Source organism: Brevibacillus nitrificans (genome assembly GCF_003710965.1).
In the GTDB taxonomy this organism is placed as follows: domain Bacteria; phylum Bacillota; class Bacilli; order Brevibacillales; family Brevibacillaceae; genus Brevibacillus; species Brevibacillus centrosporus.
On sequence record NZ_RHHU01000006.1, the window covers coordinates 79,182 to 97,365 of the forward strand.

24 protein-coding genes and 1 tRNA gene are annotated in these 18,184 nt (G+C 48.6%); 10 read left to right on the forward strand and 15 right to left on the reverse strand.

Annotated features, from left to right (window positions below; all coding sequences use genetic code 11):
- Positions 1-44 precede the first annotated feature (44 nt).
- From EDM59_RS12280 to EDM59_RS12290, 3 genes are all read right to left on the reverse strand, one after another.
- On the reverse strand, positions 45-923 hold the full coding sequence (locus EDM59_RS12280; protein ID WP_122923865.1) for a DMT family transporter: 879 nt from the start codon (positions 921-923) through the stop codon (positions 45-47).
- Positions 924-1,004: 81 nt separating this feature from the next.
- The gene (locus EDM59_RS12285) at positions 1,005-1,643 is read right to left on the reverse strand and encodes a DedA family protein (RefSeq protein WP_122923866.1); all 639 of its coding nucleotides are present in this window, start codon (positions 1,641-1,643) and stop codon (positions 1,005-1,007) included.
- Positions 1,644-1,665: 22 nt separating this feature from the next.
- Positions 1,666-2,253: a class I SAM-dependent methyltransferase gene (locus EDM59_RS12290; RefSeq protein WP_092275062.1), complete on the reverse strand. Its 588-nt coding sequence runs from the start codon at positions 2,251-2,253 to the stop codon at positions 1,666-1,668.
- 249 nt (positions 2,254-2,502) lie between these two features.
- On the opposite strand from EDM59_RS12290, the gene EDM59_RS12295 reads away from it, so the two are divergent.
- Positions 2,503-2,811 carry a DUF4870 domain-containing protein gene (locus EDM59_RS12295; protein WP_092274849.1) on the forward strand — a complete coding sequence of 103 codons (309 nt, stop codon included), beginning with the start codon at positions 2,503-2,505 and terminating at the stop codon, positions 2,809-2,811.
- 146 nt (positions 2,812-2,957) lie between these two features.
- On the opposite strand, the gene EDM59_RS12300 is transcribed toward EDM59_RS12295, so the two are convergent.
- Together EDM59_RS12300 and EDM59_RS12305 are read right to left on the reverse strand one after the other, a co-directional pair.
- The gene (locus EDM59_RS12300; protein WP_122923867.1) at positions 2,958-3,593 is read right to left on the reverse strand and encodes an NAD(P)-dependent oxidoreductase; all 636 of its coding nucleotides are present in this window, start codon (positions 3,591-3,593) and stop codon (positions 2,958-2,960) included.
- Positions 3,594-3,751: 158 nt separating this feature from the next.
- On the reverse strand, positions 3,752-4,381 hold the full coding sequence (locus EDM59_RS12305; RefSeq protein WP_246011017.1) for a TetR/AcrR family transcriptional regulator: 630 nt from the start codon (positions 4,379-4,381) through the stop codon (positions 3,752-3,754).
- Between the two features lie 171 nt (positions 4,382-4,552).
- On the opposite strand from EDM59_RS12305, the gene EDM59_RS12310 reads away from it, so the two are divergent.
- The gene (locus tag EDM59_RS12310; RefSeq protein WP_122923868.1) at positions 4,553-5,311 is read left to right on the forward strand and encodes an SDR family oxidoreductase; all 759 of its coding nucleotides are present in this window, start codon (positions 4,553-4,555) and stop codon (positions 5,309-5,311) included.
- Between the two features lie 68 nt (positions 5,312-5,379).
- Here the strand turns inward: EDM59_RS12310 and EDM59_RS12315 are convergent, their stop codons facing one another.
- The 8 genes from EDM59_RS12315 to EDM59_RS12350 form a co-directional block, all read right to left on the reverse strand.
- Complete coding sequence (locus EDM59_RS12315) at positions 5,380-5,769, reverse strand: rhodanese-like domain-containing protein (protein WP_092274842.1); 390 nt, start codon at positions 5,767-5,769, stop codon at positions 5,380-5,382.
- 23 nt (positions 5,770-5,792) lie between these two features.
- Positions 5,793-6,059 (reverse strand): metal-sensitive transcriptional regulator, encoded by a 267-nt coding sequence (locus EDM59_RS12320; RefSeq protein ID WP_092274839.1) that lies wholly within the window; start codon positions 6,057-6,059, stop codon positions 5,793-5,795.
- Positions 6,060-6,121: 62 nt separating this feature from the next.
- Positions 6,122-6,604, reverse strand: a complete 483-nt coding sequence (locus EDM59_RS12325; RefSeq protein WP_092274836.1) for a DsrE/DsrF/DrsH-like family protein — start codon at positions 6,602-6,604, stop codon at positions 6,122-6,124.
- 94 nt (positions 6,605-6,698) lie between these two features.
- Entirely contained in the window at positions 6,699-7,490 is a 792-nt protein-coding gene (locus tag EDM59_RS12330) for a sulfite exporter TauE/SafE family protein (RefSeq protein WP_122923869.1), read from the reverse strand.
- Between the two features lie 321 nt (positions 7,491-7,811).
- The gene (locus tag EDM59_RS12335; RefSeq protein ID WP_122923870.1) at positions 7,812-8,036 is read right to left on the reverse strand and encodes a sulfurtransferase TusA family protein; all 225 of its coding nucleotides are present in this window, start codon (positions 8,034-8,036) and stop codon (positions 7,812-7,814) included.
- A 45-nt stretch (positions 8,037-8,081) separates the two neighbouring features.
- Positions 8,082-9,203, reverse strand: coding sequence for an MBL fold metallo-hydrolase (locus tag EDM59_RS12340; protein WP_425455962.1), 1,122 nt, complete (start codon positions 9,201-9,203; stop codon positions 8,082-8,084).
- A 70-nt stretch (positions 9,204-9,273) separates the two neighbouring features.
- Entirely contained in the window at positions 9,274-9,855 is a 582-nt protein-coding gene (locus EDM59_RS12345; RefSeq protein WP_122923872.1) for a sulfurtransferase TusA family protein, read from the reverse strand.
- Positions 9,856-9,877: 22 nt separating this feature from the next.
- On the reverse strand, positions 9,878-10,192 hold the full coding sequence (locus EDM59_RS12350; protein WP_122923873.1) for a rhodanese-like domain-containing protein: 315 nt from the start codon (positions 10,190-10,192) through the stop codon (positions 9,878-9,880).
- Positions 10,193-10,421: 229 nt separating this feature from the next.
- Between EDM59_RS12350 and EDM59_RS12355 the strand changes: the two genes are divergently transcribed.
- The 4 genes from EDM59_RS12355 to EDM59_RS31585 all read left to right on the forward strand — a co-directional run bounded on the left by EDM59_RS12355 (position 10,422) and on the right by EDM59_RS31585 (position 13,857).
- Positions 10,422-10,952, forward strand: a complete 531-nt coding sequence (locus EDM59_RS12355) for a hypothetical protein (RefSeq protein WP_122923874.1) — start codon at positions 10,422-10,424, stop codon at positions 10,950-10,952.
- Positions 10,953-10,969: 17 nt separating this feature from the next.
- Positions 10,970-13,132: an ATP-binding cassette domain-containing protein gene (locus EDM59_RS12360; protein WP_122923875.1), complete on the forward strand. Its 2,163-nt coding sequence runs from the start codon at positions 10,970-10,972 to the stop codon at positions 13,130-13,132.
- A 12-nt stretch (positions 13,133-13,144) separates the two neighbouring features.
- Complete coding sequence (locus EDM59_RS12365; protein WP_122923876.1) at positions 13,145-13,666, forward strand: GNAT family N-acetyltransferase; 522 nt, start codon at positions 13,145-13,147, stop codon at positions 13,664-13,666.
- A 65-nt stretch (positions 13,667-13,731) separates the two neighbouring features.
- Positions 13,732-13,857 (forward strand): hypothetical protein, encoded by a 126-nt coding sequence (locus EDM59_RS31585; RefSeq protein ID WP_281274561.1) that lies wholly within the window; start codon positions 13,732-13,734, stop codon positions 13,855-13,857.
- A gap of 125 nt (positions 13,858-13,982) precedes the next feature.
- Here the strand turns inward: EDM59_RS31585 and EDM59_RS12370 are convergent.
- Positions 13,983-14,071 (reverse strand) — tRNA-Ser (locus EDM59_RS12370).
- A 157-nt stretch (positions 14,072-14,228) separates the two neighbouring features.
- On the opposite strand from EDM59_RS12370, the gene EDM59_RS12375 reads away from it, so the two are divergent.
- Positions 14,229-14,945 (forward strand): pseudouridine synthase, encoded by a 717-nt coding sequence (locus EDM59_RS12375; RefSeq protein WP_122923877.1) that lies wholly within the window; start codon positions 14,229-14,231, stop codon positions 14,943-14,945.
- A gap of 160 nt (positions 14,946-15,105) precedes the next feature.
- On the opposite strand, the gene tadA is transcribed toward EDM59_RS12375, so the two are convergent.
- Positions 15,106-15,591: a tRNA adenosine(34) deaminase TadA gene (gene tadA / locus EDM59_RS12380; protein WP_281274562.1), complete on the reverse strand. Its 486-nt coding sequence runs from the start codon at positions 15,589-15,591 to the stop codon at positions 15,106-15,108.
- Positions 15,592-15,876: 285 nt separating this feature from the next.
- Between tadA and EDM59_RS12385 the strand changes: the two genes are divergently transcribed.
- The 3 genes from EDM59_RS12385 (at position 15,877) to EDM59_RS12395 (ending at position 18,179) form a co-directional block, all read left to right on the forward strand.
- Entirely contained in the window at positions 15,877-16,374 is a 498-nt protein-coding gene (locus tag EDM59_RS12385; protein ID WP_092274803.1) for a ribonuclease H-like YkuK family protein, read from the forward strand.
- Positions 16,375-16,702: 328 nt separating this feature from the next.
- Positions 16,703-17,557: a glucose PTS transporter transcription antiterminator GlcT gene (gene glcT / locus EDM59_RS12390; RefSeq protein ID WP_122923879.1), complete on the forward strand. Its 855-nt coding sequence runs from the start codon at positions 16,703-16,705 to the stop codon at positions 17,555-17,557.
- A gap of 127 nt (positions 17,558-17,684) precedes the next feature.
- Complete coding sequence (locus tag EDM59_RS12395; protein ID WP_122923880.1) at positions 17,685-18,179, forward strand: PTS sugar transporter subunit IIA; 495 nt, start codon at positions 17,685-17,687, stop codon at positions 18,177-18,179.
- The last annotated feature ends 5 nt before the right edge of the window (positions 18,180-18,184 follow it).

An 18,184-nucleotide genomic window follows, 5' to 3' on the forward strand; every position in this document is an offset into this window, starting at 1 on the left:
CCCACCAGCTTGCAAAAAGCAAAGGTGGGGTTTTGCATCGACAGCTATGTACGTTGATCGCTGAGCTCCGTAATGTAAATGCCGGCCAGCAATAAAAACACACCCGCCAAAATAGTCGGTGTAACGATTTCTCCCCACAGCAGCCAGGAAAACAGGAATGCAAACGCTGCTTCCAGCGAAAGAATGATGCTGACGTGTACAGGTGGAGAAAATTGCTGCGCCTTGATCTGAACGACATAGGCAAGCAGTGTGCCCAAGAGACAGTCAAACCAATAAGAAAACCATCCGTAGGGGCTGAGCCCATGTGGAACTGGCTCGGTAAACAGCGCAATGACAAGATCGATTACTCCCACAACGAGAAGCTGGATCATGACGAAGCTGAGGGAATCGACATCTGCCTGTTTTTCATAAAAACGGTCAACCATCAGGATGTGCATGGCAAAAAAGATCGCACACAAAAAAACGAGTAGATCCCCGGAAGAAAGCCCTGTCCAATCGCCTTCTCCAGACAAGCAGGCCAGTCCCAAAAAGGCGAGAACGCTGCCGATGATCGCCCCTTTTCCCACAGACTTGCGACGCCAAAGAAAGTAAAGAAACGGGACGAGAATCACATTGGTCCCTGTAATGACCCCAGCTTTCCCCGGAGTCGTCCGATCGATCCCCAACAGCTGCAGCGTGAAGGCAGCGCACAGAACCACCCCACATCCTATCCCTTGCAGCCATACTTCACGAGGAAGTGCTTGCAGCCTCCTCCAGATAAAAGGAAGCAGAATGAGTGCCGCGATGAGAAACCTCGTCCCTAAAAAATAATAGGGTGTCAGCTCCATCAGCAAATCCTTGCTCAAAATGAATGTATACCCCCAGGCCAGCGCGATGACAAACAGCGATAGATCGGCCCAGAGCAATTGTCTTTTTGTTGCCACAATCGTTTGTTCTCCCCTCTCACTCCGGTCTATTATAGTCGAAATTTCAAAATCAAAAAAACCTCCGGGATACCCAGAGGTTTACTTGCTGTATTCTTTGGAGGCAACTGCCCGCTCTTTTCGCCGTTTCCATACCTTGTAGCCATACACAGCCACTGCCGCCACGAGGACAAGACCCGCCACACCTGCTGCCATACCTTGCGTCAGCGTACTCAGATGCGCATTGAGGTAAGCGACGTTATTGCCGGTAATATGGCCAATCACAAACAGAATCAGTGTCCAGACAAGACCTGTCGTATAAGAAAACAATGCGTAGCGGCGAAACGTCATCTTGCCGATCCCCACCAAGTAAGGAACGACGTGGCGGACCACTGGCAAAAAATAACTGATGCACAGCGCATAGCTCCCGTACCGCTCCAAAAGAGACTGCGCATGCGCCACGTACTTGTGCATCCCCTTTTTCCGCCCGATCCAGTTTAAAGCTGGAGCGCCTACGGTTCTGCCCAGGACGTAACCGAGCGACAGCCCGGATACAACCCCCAAATAAGTAGCTACAAAAGCCGGGATGATCTGCAGAACGCCTGTAGAGGTCAATACACCGGCGGATAAAACAATCACTTCATCAGGAATCGGCATTCCCACAATCCCTAGCCACAATAAAAAGAAGAGGGCAAGATAACCAAACTGACCTACCGAATCCGTCAGCATCTCGACTACCATTCTCGTGTATTCCTCCTACGATCTATCCGATTTCCTTTCGGCACACATATACAAATGCAGGGGGAACATTGAATGGCACCAATTTGACAGAAACGTCCGTAAAGACGTCCTTCAGCTGTTTTTTCATTTGCAGCGAATATTGGAACGCTACAAAAACCCCACCTGGCTTCAGGGCAGCATATACCTGCTCCATGATTTGATCGCGCAGCGCCTGAGGAAAATTGGCAAACGGCAAGCCTGAAATGATCCCGTCTGCTTTCCCTAGTCCGGCTTCATTCAAAACACGCACCAGCTCAACCGCATCCTCGTGAAAAAGCGTATCTGGAAATTGAAGCTCCAGTCGCTTGCGCATACTCGTTTCCTTTTCAAAAGATACCAGCGTAGCGTCCGTTCGCTTTAGCTCCTCAATCCATTTGGTAAAAATGCCAGTACCGGCACCCAGCTCTACGATCGTTTGCGCTTTATCCCAGTCGATTGGCTTCATCATTTGTTTGGCTAGCGCATGCGAACTTGGCGTAATACTACCTACTTGACCCGGAGCTTGCAAGAAATTATAGAAGAACATCAGCCGTTCCTTTAAGCTGACCGGTTGATGGCAATGAATCATCATGGTTTGTCTCGCTCCTTTTTCTGTATAGAACATCTCGCTATACATGTCATCATACCCATTTTCCATTTAGAATTACTTATGGAAATACAAAAGATTTTCTTAAGATTCACAGTAACGGATCAGAAAGGAATTTTCCTCCGTCTGCAGTCGGAATCGAAAATCACGCTTTTGATGGTTTTGGTTAGCCATATTCCTCGTATACAATAGGATCATAGAAGTTCGTCAGTGACGACGAGGAGGACTAATTCAATGGATTATAACGGTGTTAAAGCTATCACACATGCGAGTGCGTTTTTTGCTCCCTTCCTGGTGCCATTGGTGGTATGGCTGCTCATGCAGGATCGCGATGCCAAAAATATGGCTTTACAGGCTTTGCTGTTTCACGTCTGCATCGGAGTACTGATCAGCATTTCCTGGGCATTGTCGTTCATTTTGATCGGCATTCCGTTCCTGATCGTATTCGGCCTGATGGGTATCTACTATCCAATCAAAGGCATCATTTACTCCTTAAAGGGAAGACCTTTCCACTACCCGGTGATTGGATCGCTGGTACGATAAATCCTTAGTAAATTTATATGCTTTCCGATAGTATAAAAAAATATAGAAAAATTGAAATAGGAAATTAGAACCTTTAGAAAATAAAATAAAAAAAAGACGTGCATGGAGGACTTCCTCGGCACGTCTTTTTTTCGTTTTCCTGGGATTTACTTCGATCCTACCGTGAATCGTTCGTTACGGTGCTGCGGGTTTTCGATTTCATCCAAAACGGCAATCGCATAGTCAGCGTAGCTCACGTAGCTTTGACCGCTAGCATTTACCAGCAGATGATCTTTCCCTACTACATAGGAACCTGTGCGAGCCCCTTCCGCGTCGAAGAAGGCAGACGGGCTGATGAACGTCCATTGAATGGAATCAGTCCCTTGCAGGATGCGCAGGTTCTCTCCCTGATTTTTTGCAGTTGCCAAAAACATTTCAGGGAAATCAGGAGTTTCCAGCACACGAGTTGTTTTGGCCTCGTCTACAAACAGGCTGCCAGCTCCGCCCACTACCAGCAAGCGAGTGTTTGGGGCCCCCTTCATGGCTTCGATCAGTACGTTTCCTGCCTCTACATGCAGATGTGCTTCATCAAGTGGTGCAGCGAAAGCATTGACGACAACGTCAAATCCTTTCAGATCTTCTGCTTTCAGAGCGAAAACGTCTTTTTCCAAAACCGCTACGTTCGCCTCCGTGATTTTTGCAGCGTCACGTACGATGGCGGTTACTTCATGTCCACGATCCAACGCTTCTTTCGTAATCCATTTTCCTGCTTTTCCGCTTGCTCCAATAATGGCGATTTTCATGCTCATTTCCCTCCGTTAATGTATAGGATTGGTTTTTAAAAGGTATCGTACTTTATCGTTGTAACTATATTTGTTACATCTGTTCCGAAAAAGAAAGAGGCTTGATCACCTCTTGTTGTAATCATTTTAGTTACAACGCAAGAAAATGTCAAGCTGCATTACTTTTCCTTTTCCGAAAATTCGACGGGTGCTTTGTTGACGTACACAGGCTCCGTCATGCGCAGATGAAGAATGCTTAACAGCTGGTCAGCCATGTATGCAGGGGAATACGCATAGCCGCCATCGACCCATTCGATGATCATCCCGAAAAGGGCGTAGGAATGATAGCTGGCCAGGAGGTCTTCGTTGACTTTGATTCTGCCGTCTTTGGGAAAGAGCTCGTGCAAATACAGCTTCTTCAGCTCCAAACAAATCCGGTTTTGGAATCCGGGCAGCGCATTTGATTTGATAATCATCGTATAAAACGAAGCGTGTGCCGCGACGTGTTCAAAAATCTTGATGGCCGAGGCCGACATTTCCCCTACTCGAAAGACCTCGACCTTCTCGTACGGATCTCGATACGAACGGATCAAATCCGTTAACACCTCATCGATCAGCTCATCCAGCAATTCTTCTTTATATTGAAAATGCCGGTAAAAGGTGCCGCGGTTGACGTCAGCTGTCTCCACGATATCGGTAACGGAAATATCGCGAAAGTCCTTTTCCTGCATGAGCGAGATCAAGGAATCCTTTAAAGCGATTTTCGTCTTTTTCACTCGCTTGTCCATTCCGTGCTCTGATTTCATCATTGGCAACCACCACTGTTTCAAAAGTTTTGATTGGAAAAGAGACAAAACTTTGCTCCTATGTACGATACGCAACAGATCCGATCATTTTTGCTGATTGAAGAAGCTGTTTTGCAATCATTATACTAAATTTGTCTTTATGAAAACGCTATCGATTCAAAGGAGGCATATACCATGAAGCTTCAAGACAAAGTCGTCGTCGTTACAGGTGCTGCATCTGGAATGGGAAAAGCAATCGCTGCTCTTTTTGCCAAAGAAGGGGCAAAAGTCGTCGTTTCTGACATGAACCTCGCAGGAGCCCATGCAACGGTTGCCGACATCGAAGCAAACGGTGGAACAGCCATTGCTGTCGCTGCCAATGTCGCCAAAGAAGAAGATGTGCAAAACATGATCGATACTGCCGTAAATACGTATGGCACTCTCGATGTTCTCGTAAATAATGCAGGAATCATGGACAACATGGTACCGGCTGCCGATCTGACCGATGAGCTGTGGGAAAAAGTCCTCGCCGTAAACACGACGGGTCCTATGCGTGCGATCCGAAAAGCGCTCCCCATCTTCATGGAAAAAGGGGCAGGCACCATCGTAAACATCGCGTCCCTAGCAGGTATTAACGGTTCTCGCGCAGGTGCAGCCTATACAACCTCGAAGCACGCTGTCGTTGGCCTGACGAAGAACGTCGCTTTCCAATACGCGACAAAAGGAATTCGCTGCAATGCGATTGCACCAGGTGGCGTTAGTACGAATATTGGTACGACGATGGCTACCCCAAATCCGTTCGGCTTGGAGCGCGCAATGGCCGGAATTTCCGCCAATCCTCGCACAGGAGAAGCGGAAGAGATCGCTACTGTCGCTCTATTCCTGGCATCCGAGGACTCCAAATTCGTCAATGGCGTTGTCATCGCGGCAGATGCCGGCTGGTCAGCCTACTAAGAGCTGAACAACAAAACCCCACAGAGATTGGTGCGCCTGGTGCATCCGTCTCTGTGGGGTTTCTCGTTCTATTTTTTCTTTTTAGCACCTTGCCATGTAGAAATGCCGCCTCGCAAGTGAGCCATTTTGCTAAAACCGTGCTTGCTCAAGATTCTTGCGGCTTGCTTGCTGCGCATGCCGCTTCGGCAGTAGAGCAGAATATCATTTTTGCTGGATATTTCCTTGACGCGCTTGTTCAGCTGGGAAAGGGGAATATTCACAGCAGTCGGAATGAACCCGCTTTTGTACTCGTGCGGCTCTCTCACGTCAATCAAAAGAACTCCGCTCTTCTGCTGGACCCGCTCTTTAAACTGCTCTGCTGATAAGTTTTCCAGCCCCTTCACAGCCCTGAACTTTGAGATTAAATACCAGGTAGTAAACGCATAGGCAATGATCAAGACAATCGTCGACCAAACCATACAAGCACCTCCTCCGTATGTCCTTAGCGGCTTTTCACCAGCAGCTCGACAGCTTCCTTCACCATTTTCCCCGTGTCCCCTCCTGCCGCCTGTTCTTCCAACAGACAGCGCTGGAGATTTTCCGCCACGATCTGGGCAATGGCGCGGTCGGAGGCATTCCGCACGGCAGACAGCTGCGCGACAACGTCCTTGCAGTTTTTCTGCTCGTCCATCATTTTCAGTACGCCGCGAACCTGCCCCTCGATTCTTCGCAGGCGACGCTTGATATCTTCACCGTAGTTGTAGTCCATTTTGAGATACCTCCCGTTTCAGACAATACGTAGACAGGTATATTATACGAGAAAGGCGACTGTTAAATAAACAGATTTACCTTTGCTTGTGTGGCATCGCCCAGATAAGCCGCTACCCCCGCGTATTCCATTCCGTCCAGCAATTCTTCCTGTTTTAAGCCCAACAGATCCATCGTCATCGTGCAGGCAACCAGCTTCACTCCCTGCTCCTGCGCAAGCTCAATCAGCTGCGGCAAGGTCAGGGCGTTGTGCTTTTTCATGACGTGCTTGATCATTTCCGGCCCCATGCCCATCATGTTCATCTTGGACAAGCCGAGCTTTTTCGCTCCGCGTGGCATCATCCAGCCAAATGCTTTTTCGAGAAACCCTTTGTTCACCTTGACGATCTCGTCCTTACGCATGGTGTTCAAGCCCCAAAAGGTAAAAAAGATCGTGACATCGTGGTCATAGGCAGCCGCACCGTTTGCGATAATGAAGGCGGCAATCGCTTTATCTAAATCCCCGCTAAACAGGACAATCGTCGTTTTTTCTTTTTGGTTTTCCATGAAAAGACCCTCCCTTAGTTTTTATACCAATACCCCTATAGGTAATTTACACACGATGGAGAGCTTTTGCAAACGGAAATTTGCAGATTCCCGCCTACAGAAGAATGTCACTCCAAATTTTGATTGCTGTGGCGGCTATCAGGATCAGTAGTCCGTAACGCAACAGATTAATGTTTATCTTGGCACTAACTCTGCTCCCCAGCGGCGCCCCGATGACACTCCCGATCACCGTAAACAGAACGGGCCATACCGGAATATGCCCCGTCGTCAGCTTCCCTAGCACACCACCAATTGCAGAAATGAATACGATAGCGAGTGAAGACGCAATGGTTACTCTGGTAGGGATCTTCAGAACGGTGAGCATGATGGGAATGAGTACAAAAGCTCCGCCTGCCCCTACAATACCTGAAACGATGCCCACCACGAATGCAGACGGAATCGCGATGCCCCGGTTATAGGAAATCTCCTGTGCAGCCTCTTCGCTTCCCTTGTTCTTGATCAGCATGAGGATGACCGCCACTACAGCCAGGATCCCGTAAACGAAATTAATGCTCTCGCCTGACAAATACCGTGAGACAAAAGCGCCAATCAGACTCCCGAAAAGAATGCTGATCCCCATGTCCTTGACCAGCCCTTTGTGAATCAGCGGCGAACCCTTTCCGTTTCTTTTGCGGAAAGCCAGCACTCCTGACAGCGAGGCAAAGAACACCTGGAACATGGAAATCGAAGAGACCTCCTGCGCCGTGAAGTGAGCCACTCCCAGCCAATCGGGGACGAAGAGCAGCAGCGGGTAATTAATAATCGCCCCGCCGATGCCAAGCAGCCCGGAGAAGAAGGAACCGATCAGCCCCAGTATCAGCATGAGTACAAACAATAGAACTTCCATACGTCCTCCCTTCATTCTCAAAGATGGCTTGAGAATGTGCTTTCTGCCTTTTCAAATGAAGGATTATCAGGTAAAATTAATTCCAAGTAATTTAATGCGAATAAGGTGATATAAATGATTCGATATTTGAAATCGATCTTTCAACACCGTTGCCCCACCTGCCAAGAACGATTGCATTCTCATATAGATGGATTACGCTGTGAAAAAACATGTCCAAATGGCCATTACAAAGAGGAAACCTATGCCCATTTAGGTGTACGCATCATTTATGAGGATGGGAAATAAGCGAACACGACGCATCGTGCTCGCCCTTTTTTCTGTTTACGACTTTCTCACGAGAAATTTGTATACGCCGTTTTCTTCTTCGTGGGAGAGCAATTCATTCTTGGTCTGCTTCACCCACGCAGAAAAGTCGTTGAGTGAGCCTTTGTCTGTCGACAGAACCTCCATCGTTTGACCAGACTGCAAGCTGTCCAGAGCCTTCTTCGCTTTCACGATCGGCATTGGGCACGCCATTCCCTTCGTATCTACTATAATATCAGCCATTCTGCATTCCTCCTCTTTATTTTTGACCCTTTTTCTGTGTTGTTTTTATTTATCGTGAACGGCACAGCGATTCGGTCCAATCTCCATTTCTCGCTGCTCATCCTCACTCGGCTTTCTTTTTCCCATGTTGGTTTGTCGAATCTCTTGATACGCATTCGGCTGCGGCGGCAGATTTTCGGTCACAGTTTTGCGGAATACCTCTTCGTCCGCCATTTGCAGACCAGGATTATTCGCAAACAGGTCACCCAAGCGTGCAGATACCACACCTCTCTCACCCAGCTCTGTAAATTGGCCGAAGTGAGCGGGAAGAACCAACAGCTGATCCGACAGCTCCCTATATCGATTATACAAAGTATTCCGCAGATCTCCCACCCAGTCTTCCGCAAGACCTGCCAAGTCAGGACGCCCGATCGAAGCGACAAACAGGATGTCTCCAGTCAGGAAATACGCATCATCAATGATAAACGACGTACTCCCGATGGTATGTCCTGGAGAATAAATCGGCTGAATGGCGATTTTGGCGTTTCCCACCAGGATGTCGCGTCCTTCCTCCAGCTTTTCGTAGGCAAATGTCACCTCTGCCGCATCCTTCTCAGGGAGCCAATAGGTCGCTCCCACCTGCTCGGCCAGCCTTTTCCCGCCCGAGATGTGGTCTGCGTGCAGATGCGTATCGATGGTGTGCGTAATTTTCACCTGCAGCTGTTTGGCAAATTCCGTATACGCCTCTGTCATGCGCAGTGTATCAATTACAGCAGCCTCACCGTTTGAAACGACCATATAGGACAGACAGCCTTTTCCGATTCGGACAAACTGGTACAGCTCTCCCCCAGCGCGCAGGTCACCGACTTTTACCGGCTCCAGATGCTCGCTCCATGCTTTCATACCGCCCTGTAAATAATAGACATTCGTTCTGCCTGCCTCAACCAGCTGCTCGGCTACAAAGATGGACGACCCTTCCTTCGCACAGACGACCAACACCTTTTGTCCCTCAGGAATTTGATCGAGAGCCGCTTCTACACCATCGATCAGATCAAAGTAAGGGATGTTCAGCGTATGGATGTTGTGGCCTTCGATTTTCCAGTCGAGATAATCGCTCTCGTTGCGTACATCCAGAATAAACAGCGGCTGTCTGTCGAAAAGAATATGCGTCAGTTCATGCGGTGTCATCCGTTGCAAAGCTGCCGTTTGTGTAGACATCTTTTATTTCCCCCTTTATGGCTCTTGATTTGAATTAGCATTATTGGTTTTCCGTCGGACCGGTCCAACCTGACATGCCAGGAACGACGTTTTTTACCTGTGAGAAGCCTTTTTCAGCGAGTAGCTGACACGCCATATCGCTACGATTACCAGAACGGCAGATAACAAGTATTTCGTCATTTGGATTTAGTTGATCCAGATTCTCTTCCAATACCCCTAGCGGTATGGAAAGTGCCCCAGGAATGCGTTGAAAGCGATATTCCGCAGGTTCGCGAACGTCCAGCACGACGATCGGCTCTTTCTTTTGCAGCTTAACCGCCAACTCATCGTTGGTGATGGTATGCGGATATTTCGTTTCCAGCTTGGTTTCATTGGCATTTGCTTTGCGCAGAAAATGCTTGAGCACATCTCCCTCATGAATCGTTCCTAAATATTGATGACCCGTATTTTTTGCCCAGCCTTGCAGATCGGCAAGCGAGCCTTTATCAGTCGCTTGGATCTCCATCACTTGTCCGGGCTGCAGCTGGTCAATGGCCTTCTTTGTCCGTACAATCGGCATTGGACATGCCAGTCCTTTGCAATCCAATACTTGATCGACAGCAATCGTTGGTTGATTCGTCATTTCAAAGTTCCCCCTCGTATTTTTATCGCTCCTGTTTCCCAGTCCATGCCAGCATGCCGCCGACCATGTTGTACATTTGGGAATACCCGAGCTGTGCCAGGTACTCACATGCTTTGCCACTCCGGTTTCCACTTCGACAAATAAAAATGACTTCCCGATTGTGATCGATTTCATTTGTGCGAGCAGGCAGCTCTGGCAGCGGAATCAGCTTGGCACCCGGTATATGACCATCCTCATATTCATCCGGATTGCGCACATCGATGAGCTGTATTTCTGGATCACGGGACAATCTTTGTTCTACTTGCTCCGTCGTTACTTCTTGCCATCCTTTGTTCATAAAGAGTGCCTCCCAATCGGTGAATTGTAATTTTGACTTAATACCAATACCCCTATGGGTATAATCTTAATCGGTAGTGCCTTCTTTGTCAACACCTCCCCTTTGCCCTCTTCCTCTTTCCGCAAATGGCCCGATTGATGCGAAAAGGTCGATAGTTACAGCAACTCTATTTGTTTGTTATAGTGGAAAAAGTGAGATTGGAAACCTAATCCAGTGAAGGTGAGCAAAGATGAGCTACGATTTTTCTGTTTGTGCAACCGAGTTCTACATGCAGAATTACCTAGAGTTTTTACTGGAGAACTACTCCAAGCTGAACCTCCCTTATTCATTTCCTGTTACCCTCAGCTATATCGCAAGCCCTGCCTTCATGGAGCAGATCGCTATCCTTTGCTATACCGATGACCACGAAATGATTGGGACGATCGGCTGTATTCTAGGTACAGGAGAGAATGATTACCAGGATACTCACATTGCGCAGATTCAGGTCATTCACTTTTTAGAGCCTTATCGCCGTACCCTGCTTTTCCTTAGGACGATGCAATTTTTTACGCAGCATCTCGCCCAGCTGCCAGTTGATATCCGGGAGCTGCGCTTTTGGGCACCTGCAGACGATTACCTCCGTCCGCTGTTTTCCAAGCTTGCCAAGCAAACAGCCGTTGTCAAAACAGACCACGGTGGTACTCTCATCGAATACCGTGCCTCTTTTTCGGATTGGCACTCCTATGCGGCCAAGTTCCGGCATGATCTATACTACGACTGATTCCAAGGAGTATCACCATGCTGACCGTCATCAAAAGCCTGCTGAGCTACCTGCGCTCCTACAAGCTGCTTACGTCACTCTTTTTATTGGCCTTGCTGTTTGACCTCACTTTCATTTCCCTTGCCCCTTTGAGCTTTACATTCATCATCGACAAGGCAGTTGAACCTCGCGATCTGGACTATTTTTTCTTTATTTTGAAAGTCCTTGTGTCTACCGGTGTCATTTGTCTCGGCATGGGAATCTTGAGCGATTATGCGCTTGCCCGCCTTCATACCCGTGTGCAAGAAGACCTGCACAAACGAGTCTTTGAACACATTCAGCACCTTCCTATCAGCTATTTTCAAAAGAATCGGTCCGGTGATCTTGTTGCCTTTTTCTCCGTCGATTTGCCAGCCATTGGGAGAGTCATGAATGTCCTGTTGACGACAGGCATCCAATCGTTTTTCGTCGTGATCGTCAGTACGGTAGTTTTGTTTTATTTACAATGGAGCATGGCTGTGTTGATACTGGTCGGTGCCTTGGTCATCTTTATCGGTCCCTATTTGTTTGGTCCACGTGCACGCAAAGCGAATGAAGACGATTTACAGCAATTTACCCATATGACCTCAGAGCTGCAGGAGAACATGAAGGCGCAAAATGTCATCAAGGGCTACCATCTGCAGGCTGCTATGATTGAAAAATTCAGTTCGCGTCTTCAATTGCTATCGGCTACCGGCTATCACCGACAGCTCGTGAATCAGCAGCTGGAACGAATCCCGCTGATCAGCCTCCTGTTCATCAACCTGACGATCATCGGACTCGGCTCCTACCTGGCTTTGACAGGTAAAATTACTGTCGGTGCGCTCGTCGCTTTTTTTACGATGTATACCTCCATGGGTAATTCCGTCTTTGGCTTGACCTTTATCATCCCCGCGTTCACAGAAGCACGCGTGAGCATGGAGCGCGTCGCTGACCTGTTGGCGCAGTCTCGGGAAGCAAGTGGAGAGCTGATCCCCTTTTCTTCGGAAAATCAGCGCTCTGTAGACGTTCAGGTGGATCACGTCACCTTTGGGTATGAAGCAAATCAGCCTGTTCTAAAGGAAGTCAGCCTGCATATCCCTTCTGGCAGCCGAGCAGCTTTCGTCGGCTCCAGTGGCTCTGGGAAAAGCACGATGCTCCAGCTGCTGCTCGGTTTTTACGACCCACAGCTTGGGCAAGTAAAAATAAACGGAGCGAGTCTTGCGGATTGGAACCGGGGAGCCTTTCGGGAGCGAATCGGAGTCGTTTTTCAAGACAACTTTTTGTTTCACGGCTCGATCTATGACAACATCCGAATCAGTCGGCCACAGGCTACACGCGAGGAAGTGATTGCCGCGGCGAAAAAGGCGGAGATTCACGATTTTGTTAGCAGCCTCCCCGAAGGCTACGAGACAATGGTTCTAGACGAAGGAAGCAATTTTTCCGGAGGTCAGCGACAACGAATAGCCATCGCGCGAGCCATCCTTCGCGATCCGCCCATCCTTCTTCTGGACGAGGCAACCTCTGCTCTTGACCCGATCTCGGAAGCTTCCATTAATCGAACCTTTGAAGAGCTGGCAAAAGGACGGACTGTTATTTCCGTGACACATCGTCTGGCAGCTATTACGGGGTATGACCAGATTTTCGTCTTTGATCAAGGCAAGCTGGTCGATCAGGGAAGCCATCAGGAGATGCTGGATAGAGGGGGATTTTATAAAAGCTTGTGGGAAAAGCAAAGCGGCTTGTCCCTTTCCCAAAATGGGCAGGAAGCGACAATCGATAAAGAACGTCTGTCTCGACTCCCATTCTTTCAAGGAATTGAATCTGCTATTTTGGAGGAAATATCGGACCTGTTTCAAACCGAAGCCTACACAAATGGACAGGCTGTCATTCACGAAGGAGACGTTGGGGAAAAGTTTTACCTGATTGCTCGTGGAAAAGTGGAGATCACCAAAGCCGCACCTGACTCAGAAACCGGGGAAATCCGTCTGGCCGTCCTTCAGGATGGTGATCATTTCGGGGAAGTCGCGCTGTTGGAGAACGTGCCTCGTACCGCGACCGTAACTGCCTTGACACCGTGTGTCTTTTTGACCCTGCAGCGTAAGGTTCTCTACTATATTTTATCCCGTTACCCGGAAATCGACGCCCACGTGAGAAAAACGTTGGCGCAAAGACGTAGCTAGGAGTGCATGTGAATGCTAGGAAAATTCAGGATGTGCACAAGTGATGCGGACTATGCAAAATTTACGCTGTACTTTATCCGCCACCGCAGAGAGTTCCACCCGTTTTTCACTTTGTACGACACACTGTCGCATATTTTTGTCACTCTGCCCCACGCTCGTATTATCCTCGTGGAGGATTTGAATGATAATGTCATTGGGTGGGGGCATTACCAGTACTACAGCGCCGACTATCAGGACGATCCTCAAGGCGAGATCGTGTTGGTGAATTCCGTTATTCTCGATCAGAAATTCCGAAGCAGTCGACTATTCATCCACGGATTTCGCCATTTAGCCAATCAGATTGCCGAAGAGAATCCATCCATCAAACTCTTCCAGTTTTCCGCAAGAGAGGATCATCCCTATCTCAACCGTCTGTATAGCAAATTTGCGCAGCCTATTGGCAAAAGAGAAGGATATAATGGCACGGAAAATATTTATTCGACAGAATTTGACCGTCTACTATTTTATTTGAATCATCCGAATACCAGGAATTGACGCTAATTCACCTCCAATGTTATGATTTACATAATATGACATTGACAGAAGGGGGGATTTTTAAAATGTTTCCAGTACCTGGATTTGGTAGCAAAGAAATAAAAAAGGGCAGTGGTTTCGGGCGTTTTGGCCTGACTAACCTCTTGAAGCAAAACGAACAACTGAGAACTGCAGCAACTCCAGCAAAATAACCTGTCTTTCATGGACAAGCTGTCATCGAGCGATTGCGATGGCAGCTTGTTTGTTTGTAGGGTCCTGTCAAAAAATGAAAAAAGCACGACTTCGCCAGTCGGCAAAATCATGCTTTCACAATAAGCGGAGAGAGTGGGATTCGAACCCACGCACGCCTCACGACGCCTAACGCATTTCGAGTGCGTCCCCTTATGACCACTTGGGTATCTCTCCAGAATCGATATTCAGTCAGAAACATTACTAACTATAGCAAATCCACCGTAAAATTGCAAGACTTAATCCTTGGTGTTCCTCTTGATTTGCGAGCTGCATTAGGCCAAACTAATAACCATATACCTGTCCTAGAGTAGAAGAAAAGTGAGGAACATCCATGAAACGTGAACGTTTAGATAAAGTACTGGCCAATATGGGTCTTGGCACGCGCAAGGAAGTGAAGGTCCTGGTCAAGCAGGGGCTGGTCGTAGTCGATGATGTCGTCGCTACCGATCCCGGCATGCATGTCATTGCAGAAGAGCAAAATATCGTCGTCGATGGAGAGCCGTTCAACTTTAAACGCTGGGTCTACGTTCTGATGAACAAACCGCCCGGGGTCGTCTCTGCAACCGAAGACAATGTACATGAAACGGTAGTAGATCTTTTGCCTTACGAATGGGCGATCAAGGTGCACCCGGTAGGTCGCCTGGATATCGACACGGAAGGTCTTTTGCTGCTGACCAACGATGGGCAGCTTTCCCACAGTCTGCTCTCTCCGAAAAAGAAAGTGGACAAGGAGTACTTCGCCCGGATCGATGGCCGGGTAACGGAGCGCCACGTCGAGGAATTTGCCAAAGGCGTTGAGCTGGAGGACTTCACGACTCTGCCTGCCAAGCTCGAAATCCTCTCCTCCGGTGAAACCTCCGAGATTCGTGTCACCATCATGGAAGGCAAGTTTCATCAGGTGAAACGAATGTTTGCAGCTTTTGATCTGCACGTGACTTACTTGCAGCGCATCCGCATGGGTCCGTTGCATTTGGATCCCGCTCTGAAGCCGGGGGAATACCGCGAATTGACGGATGAAGAGCTGGACATGCTGCAAAACCAGCGATAAGAAACCCTCTATCGATATCGCGGCCTTCTCAAGGAGAAGCGCCCGCGTTTTAGCGGAAGGTTATTGTTGCTGATTCAGGAAACACAAAAGACCGCTCGGCATTCCATCCAAGGATACGATGCCAGCGGTCTTTTTTTCATGGCCTGCAGAACAGGTGCGCTCAGCTCTCTTTGGACTGCCGTTTCTGACGCAGGGAGCGAAAGAAATCCTTCAGCATTTGCCCGCATTCCTCTGCAAGTACACCTTCGATTACCGGTACCTGATGATTAAAGCGCGGCTCCTCCAGCAGATTCATAAGCGTCCCGGCACAGCCCGCTTTGGGATCGCGTGCACCGTAAACGACTTGCTCAATCCTGCTCTGAACGATAGCACCGGCACACATCGGGCACGGCTCCAGCGTCACATAGAGGGTGCAGCCGATCAGCCTCCAGCCGCCCAGCCGCTCGCTTGCTTCGCGGATCGCGATCATTTCCGCATGGAGCGTCGGATCCTTTTGCGTTTCCCGCAGGTTGTACCCTCGTCCTACAATTTCCCCGTTCCGTACGACGACGGCGCCAATCGGCACTTCTCCGATCGCAGCCGCCTTTTGCGCTTCCTCCATGGCCGCCTTCATATATCGTTCATGCTCTTGCAGATGAGATCCTATCACGGTTCTTTTTACACACCTTTATCTTCATGATTAATCACATGTTTTGTAAATGAGGACAAACTATTTTCTTCATCATATCTTCTTCGTTCCTTTAAGCATACATGGCTGCATGCTGTACGGAAAGCGAAATGTACTCCTCCTGCCGCTTTCCTTCCGGCTGCATCGTTTACCTGATAAGTTTTTTGTCCGACCTGTTCACATACTCTCTGCGAGATTACATACATTAATGATGTACGGATCAGATTTGGAAACTAGAGATTGCCTCTATCTGGAGGGATGTGAGTGGGCTTAACCTCTGCAAATTCTCTGTTCGATTGTTTTCACAGTCCGACTAGAGGGCTGCTTGCCAAGGAGGATGTATTCTCCCATATCGAGCAAACCATCTCGTCAATGGCCGGTCCATTTGAGATTATCGTGGGAGCCGATTCGCAGCTCAAAAGCCGTGGAACCTTTTTTGCGCTAGTCATTACGGTGATTCGCCCTGGTCATGGAGGCACCTTTTTCTATCACAAATTCCAGGAAAGGCGTTACTCCTCCCTGCAGCAGCGCATTTTTCAGGAAGCGATGTACGCAGTGGGTCTCGCTACAGAAGTGCGTCAGTACCTCCGTGATCGCCAGCTCGATACCCCTATTCGCCTGCACTTTGACATCGGAGCGAACGGTCCTACCCGTAAGTTTATCCAGTCCTTGCTAAGCCTAGCAGAAACCAACCATTTTCGGGCAGAAATCAAGCCAAATTCCTTTTGTGCTTCGACCATCGCAGACAAATTCACCAAATAAGAGGCAAGCTGGCGGGTTCCCCTTCATAGCCGTCAGCTTGTTTTTTTGGTATAAGTGCAACTAAGGCTCCGCCACAAAGCCTGGCGTAGCCAAGTTTTCTAATATTCCCCTGCCCTCGTCGATAGAATTTTGGCTGGTAAAATAGGGCGTACAAGCCCGGTGTACAGGGTGATTGACAACCAGAAAAACGTGAGCTATGATAAAAATCAATTGAAGCGTTTTCACACAGGCGTGTTACTGGTTATGCAGGCATGAGCCGAGAAGATCTTTTTAATTGATAAAAAGGTTTTTTCGGCTCTTTCTTTATGTAACAAAGGTGGTGAACTGGTTGTCCCGAGAACAGAAAAAAGTATATACGATCACACGCGTGTTGAACCACAACGTCGTACTGGTTGAAGAGCCTGACTCCCATCAGGAGATCGTGCTGTTCGGAAAAGGCATCGGATTTAGTGCAAAGCCCGGGAACACCATTCCTGCCCAGGACCCTCGTGTGGAGAAGCGCTTTCGATTGGAAAGTGAAAGTCATCAAAAGCAATATCAGACGATACTCAGTCAAGTAGACCCTGCTGTCGTCGGTATTGCGGAAGAGATCATCGCCTTGATCGCGATTGAGATCACACCGAAGCTGAACGAGCACGTGCACGTCGCCTTGCCCGACCATATCCAGTTTGCGATTTATCGGCTGCGAAATGGCATGGAGATCGTCAATCCGTTCCTGTTTGAAGTCCAGACGCTGTACGCCAAAGAGTACGCGCTGGCGAAACGGGCGGCAGACATGATCAAGAAGGCGTTTTCCCTGGATATTCCCGAGAGTGAGATTGGCTTTTTGGCCCTGCATATACACTCAGCAATCAGCTATTTGCCCGTAAACAAGGCAGTTCAATTTGCCAACATCATCAGCGAACTGGTGTCCATCGTCGAACAGCGCACAGGCCAAACCATCGAACGCAGCACAGTCGATTATGTTCGCCTGATCACTCATTTGCGATTTGCCGTAGAGCGTATCCGTCAGCAAAAGTCGATTCAAAATCCGTTGCTGGACCGGGTCAAAACCACGATCCCGGACGCTTACGAGCTTGCCTCTGAGCTGGCTGCTTACATTTCAAACCGACTCGAAGTAACAGTACCTGAAGACGAAATTGGCTATATGGCCATGCACGTCTATCGTTTGCTACAACAATAAATTGATCATAACCTGCGTGTTACTAGGTTCGACTAGGCATGAGCGGTTAGAACATACGGACATAGTATAGATGTCCTGTGTTTAACCTGCTCATGCCTATTTTCGTTCAACGCAAAAGGAGGAACTTATGCTACGCGGTTTGTTTTCCCGTAAGAAACAAGAAGAAGTCACTTTTCTTGCACCACTGACTGGCGCGATCGTGCCTCTTTCCGAGGTGCCAGACCCTGTTTTTGCCCAAAAGGTAGTTGGCGATGGTGTAGCGATTTTGCCATCCGAGGGGCTCCTGCTCGCTCCGATTGACGCCAAAGTCACTCACCTGTTTCCTACTCATCACGCGATTGGTTTAACCAGCGACTCCGGTCTGGAGATTCTCATGCACATCGGGATTGATACCGTCAAATTGAAAGGCCAGGGCTTTACTCCCTTCGTATCTGTCGGTGATCAAGTCAAAGCTGGCGACAAGCTGATCGAGTTTGATGCATCTGTCTTGAAAGAAGCCGGTTGCCCGATTGTCACTCCCATCGTGATTACCAATGGCGATGTCGTAGCAGAAAAGAACGTCGTAGCCAAAGCTGACGTGCAAGCTGGTCGCGAGCCGATCATGACCGTTCTTCTCAAATAATAATC

What these genes read in the sequence shown, in the direction of transcription:
- EDM59_RS12285 (WP_122923866.1), bottom strand. Translation starts at nt 1,643, where the DNA reads ATGGTAGTCGAGATGCTGACGGATTCGGTAGGTCAGTTTGGTTATCTT.
- EDM59_RS12290 (WP_092275062.1), bottom strand. Translation starts at nt 2,253, where the DNA reads ATGATGATTCATTGCCATCAACCGGTCAGCTTAAAGGAACGGCTGATG.
- EDM59_RS12295 (WP_092274849.1), top strand. Translation starts at nt 2,503, where the DNA reads ATGGATTATAACGGTGTTAAAGCTATCACACATGCGAGTGCGTTTTTT.
- EDM59_RS12300 (WP_122923867.1), bottom strand. Translation starts at nt 3,593, where the DNA reads ATGAAAATCGCCATTATTGGAGCAAGCGGAAAAGCAGGAAAATGGATT.
- EDM59_RS12305 (WP_246011017.1), bottom strand. Translation starts at nt 4,381, where the DNA reads ATGATGAAATCAGAGCACGGAATGGACAAGCGAGTGAAAAAGACGAAA.
- EDM59_RS12310 (WP_122923868.1), top strand. Translation starts at nt 4,553, where the DNA reads ATGAAGCTTCAAGACAAAGTCGTCGTCGTTACAGGTGCTGCATCTGGA.
- EDM59_RS12315 (WP_092274842.1), bottom strand. Translation starts at nt 5,769, where the DNA reads ATGGTTTGGTCGACGATTGTCTTGATCATTGCCTATGCGTTTACTACC.
- EDM59_RS12320 (WP_092274839.1), bottom strand. Translation starts at nt 6,059, where the DNA reads ATGGACTACAACTACGGTGAAGATATCAAGCGTCGCCTGCGAAGAATC.
- EDM59_RS12325 (WP_092274836.1), bottom strand. Translation starts at nt 6,604, where the DNA reads ATGGAAAACCAAAAAGAAAAAACGACGATTGTCCTGTTTAGCGGGGAT.
- EDM59_RS12330 (WP_122923869.1), bottom strand. Translation starts at nt 7,490, where the DNA reads ATGGAAGTTCTATTGTTTGTACTCATGCTGATACTGGGGCTGATCGGT.
- EDM59_RS12335 (WP_122923870.1), bottom strand. Translation starts at nt 8,036, where the DNA reads ATGGCTGATATTATAGTAGATACGAAGGGAATGGCGTGCCCAATGCCG.
- EDM59_RS12340 (WP_425455962.1), bottom strand. Translation starts at nt 9,203, where the DNA reads ATGACACCGCATGAACTGACGCATATTCTTTTCGACAGACAGCCGCTG.
- EDM59_RS12345 (WP_122923872.1), bottom strand. Translation starts at nt 9,855, where the DNA reads ATGACGAATCAACCAACGATTGCTGTCGATCAAGTATTGGATTGCAAA.
- EDM59_RS12350 (WP_122923873.1), bottom strand. Translation starts at nt 10,192, where the DNA reads ATGAACAAAGGATGGCAAGAAGTAACGACGGAGCAAGTAGAACAAAGA.
- EDM59_RS12355 (WP_122923874.1), top strand. Translation starts at nt 10,422, where the DNA reads ATGAGCTACGATTTTTCTGTTTGTGCAACCGAGTTCTACATGCAGAAT.
- EDM59_RS12360 (WP_122923875.1), top strand. Translation starts at nt 10,970, where the DNA reads ATGCTGACCGTCATCAAAAGCCTGCTGAGCTACCTGCGCTCCTACAAG.
- EDM59_RS12365 (WP_122923876.1), top strand. Translation starts at nt 13,145, where the DNA reads ATGCTAGGAAAATTCAGGATGTGCACAAGTGATGCGGACTATGCAAAA.
- EDM59_RS31585 (WP_281274561.1), top strand. Translation starts at nt 13,732, where the DNA reads ATGTTTCCAGTACCTGGATTTGGTAGCAAAGAAATAAAAAAGGGCAGT.
- EDM59_RS12375 (WP_122923877.1), top strand. Translation starts at nt 14,229, where the DNA reads ATGAAACGTGAACGTTTAGATAAAGTACTGGCCAATATGGGTCTTGGC.
- EDM59_RS12395 (WP_122923880.1), top strand. Translation starts at nt 17,685, where the DNA reads ATGCTACGCGGTTTGTTTTCCCGTAAGAAACAAGAAGAAGTCACTTTT.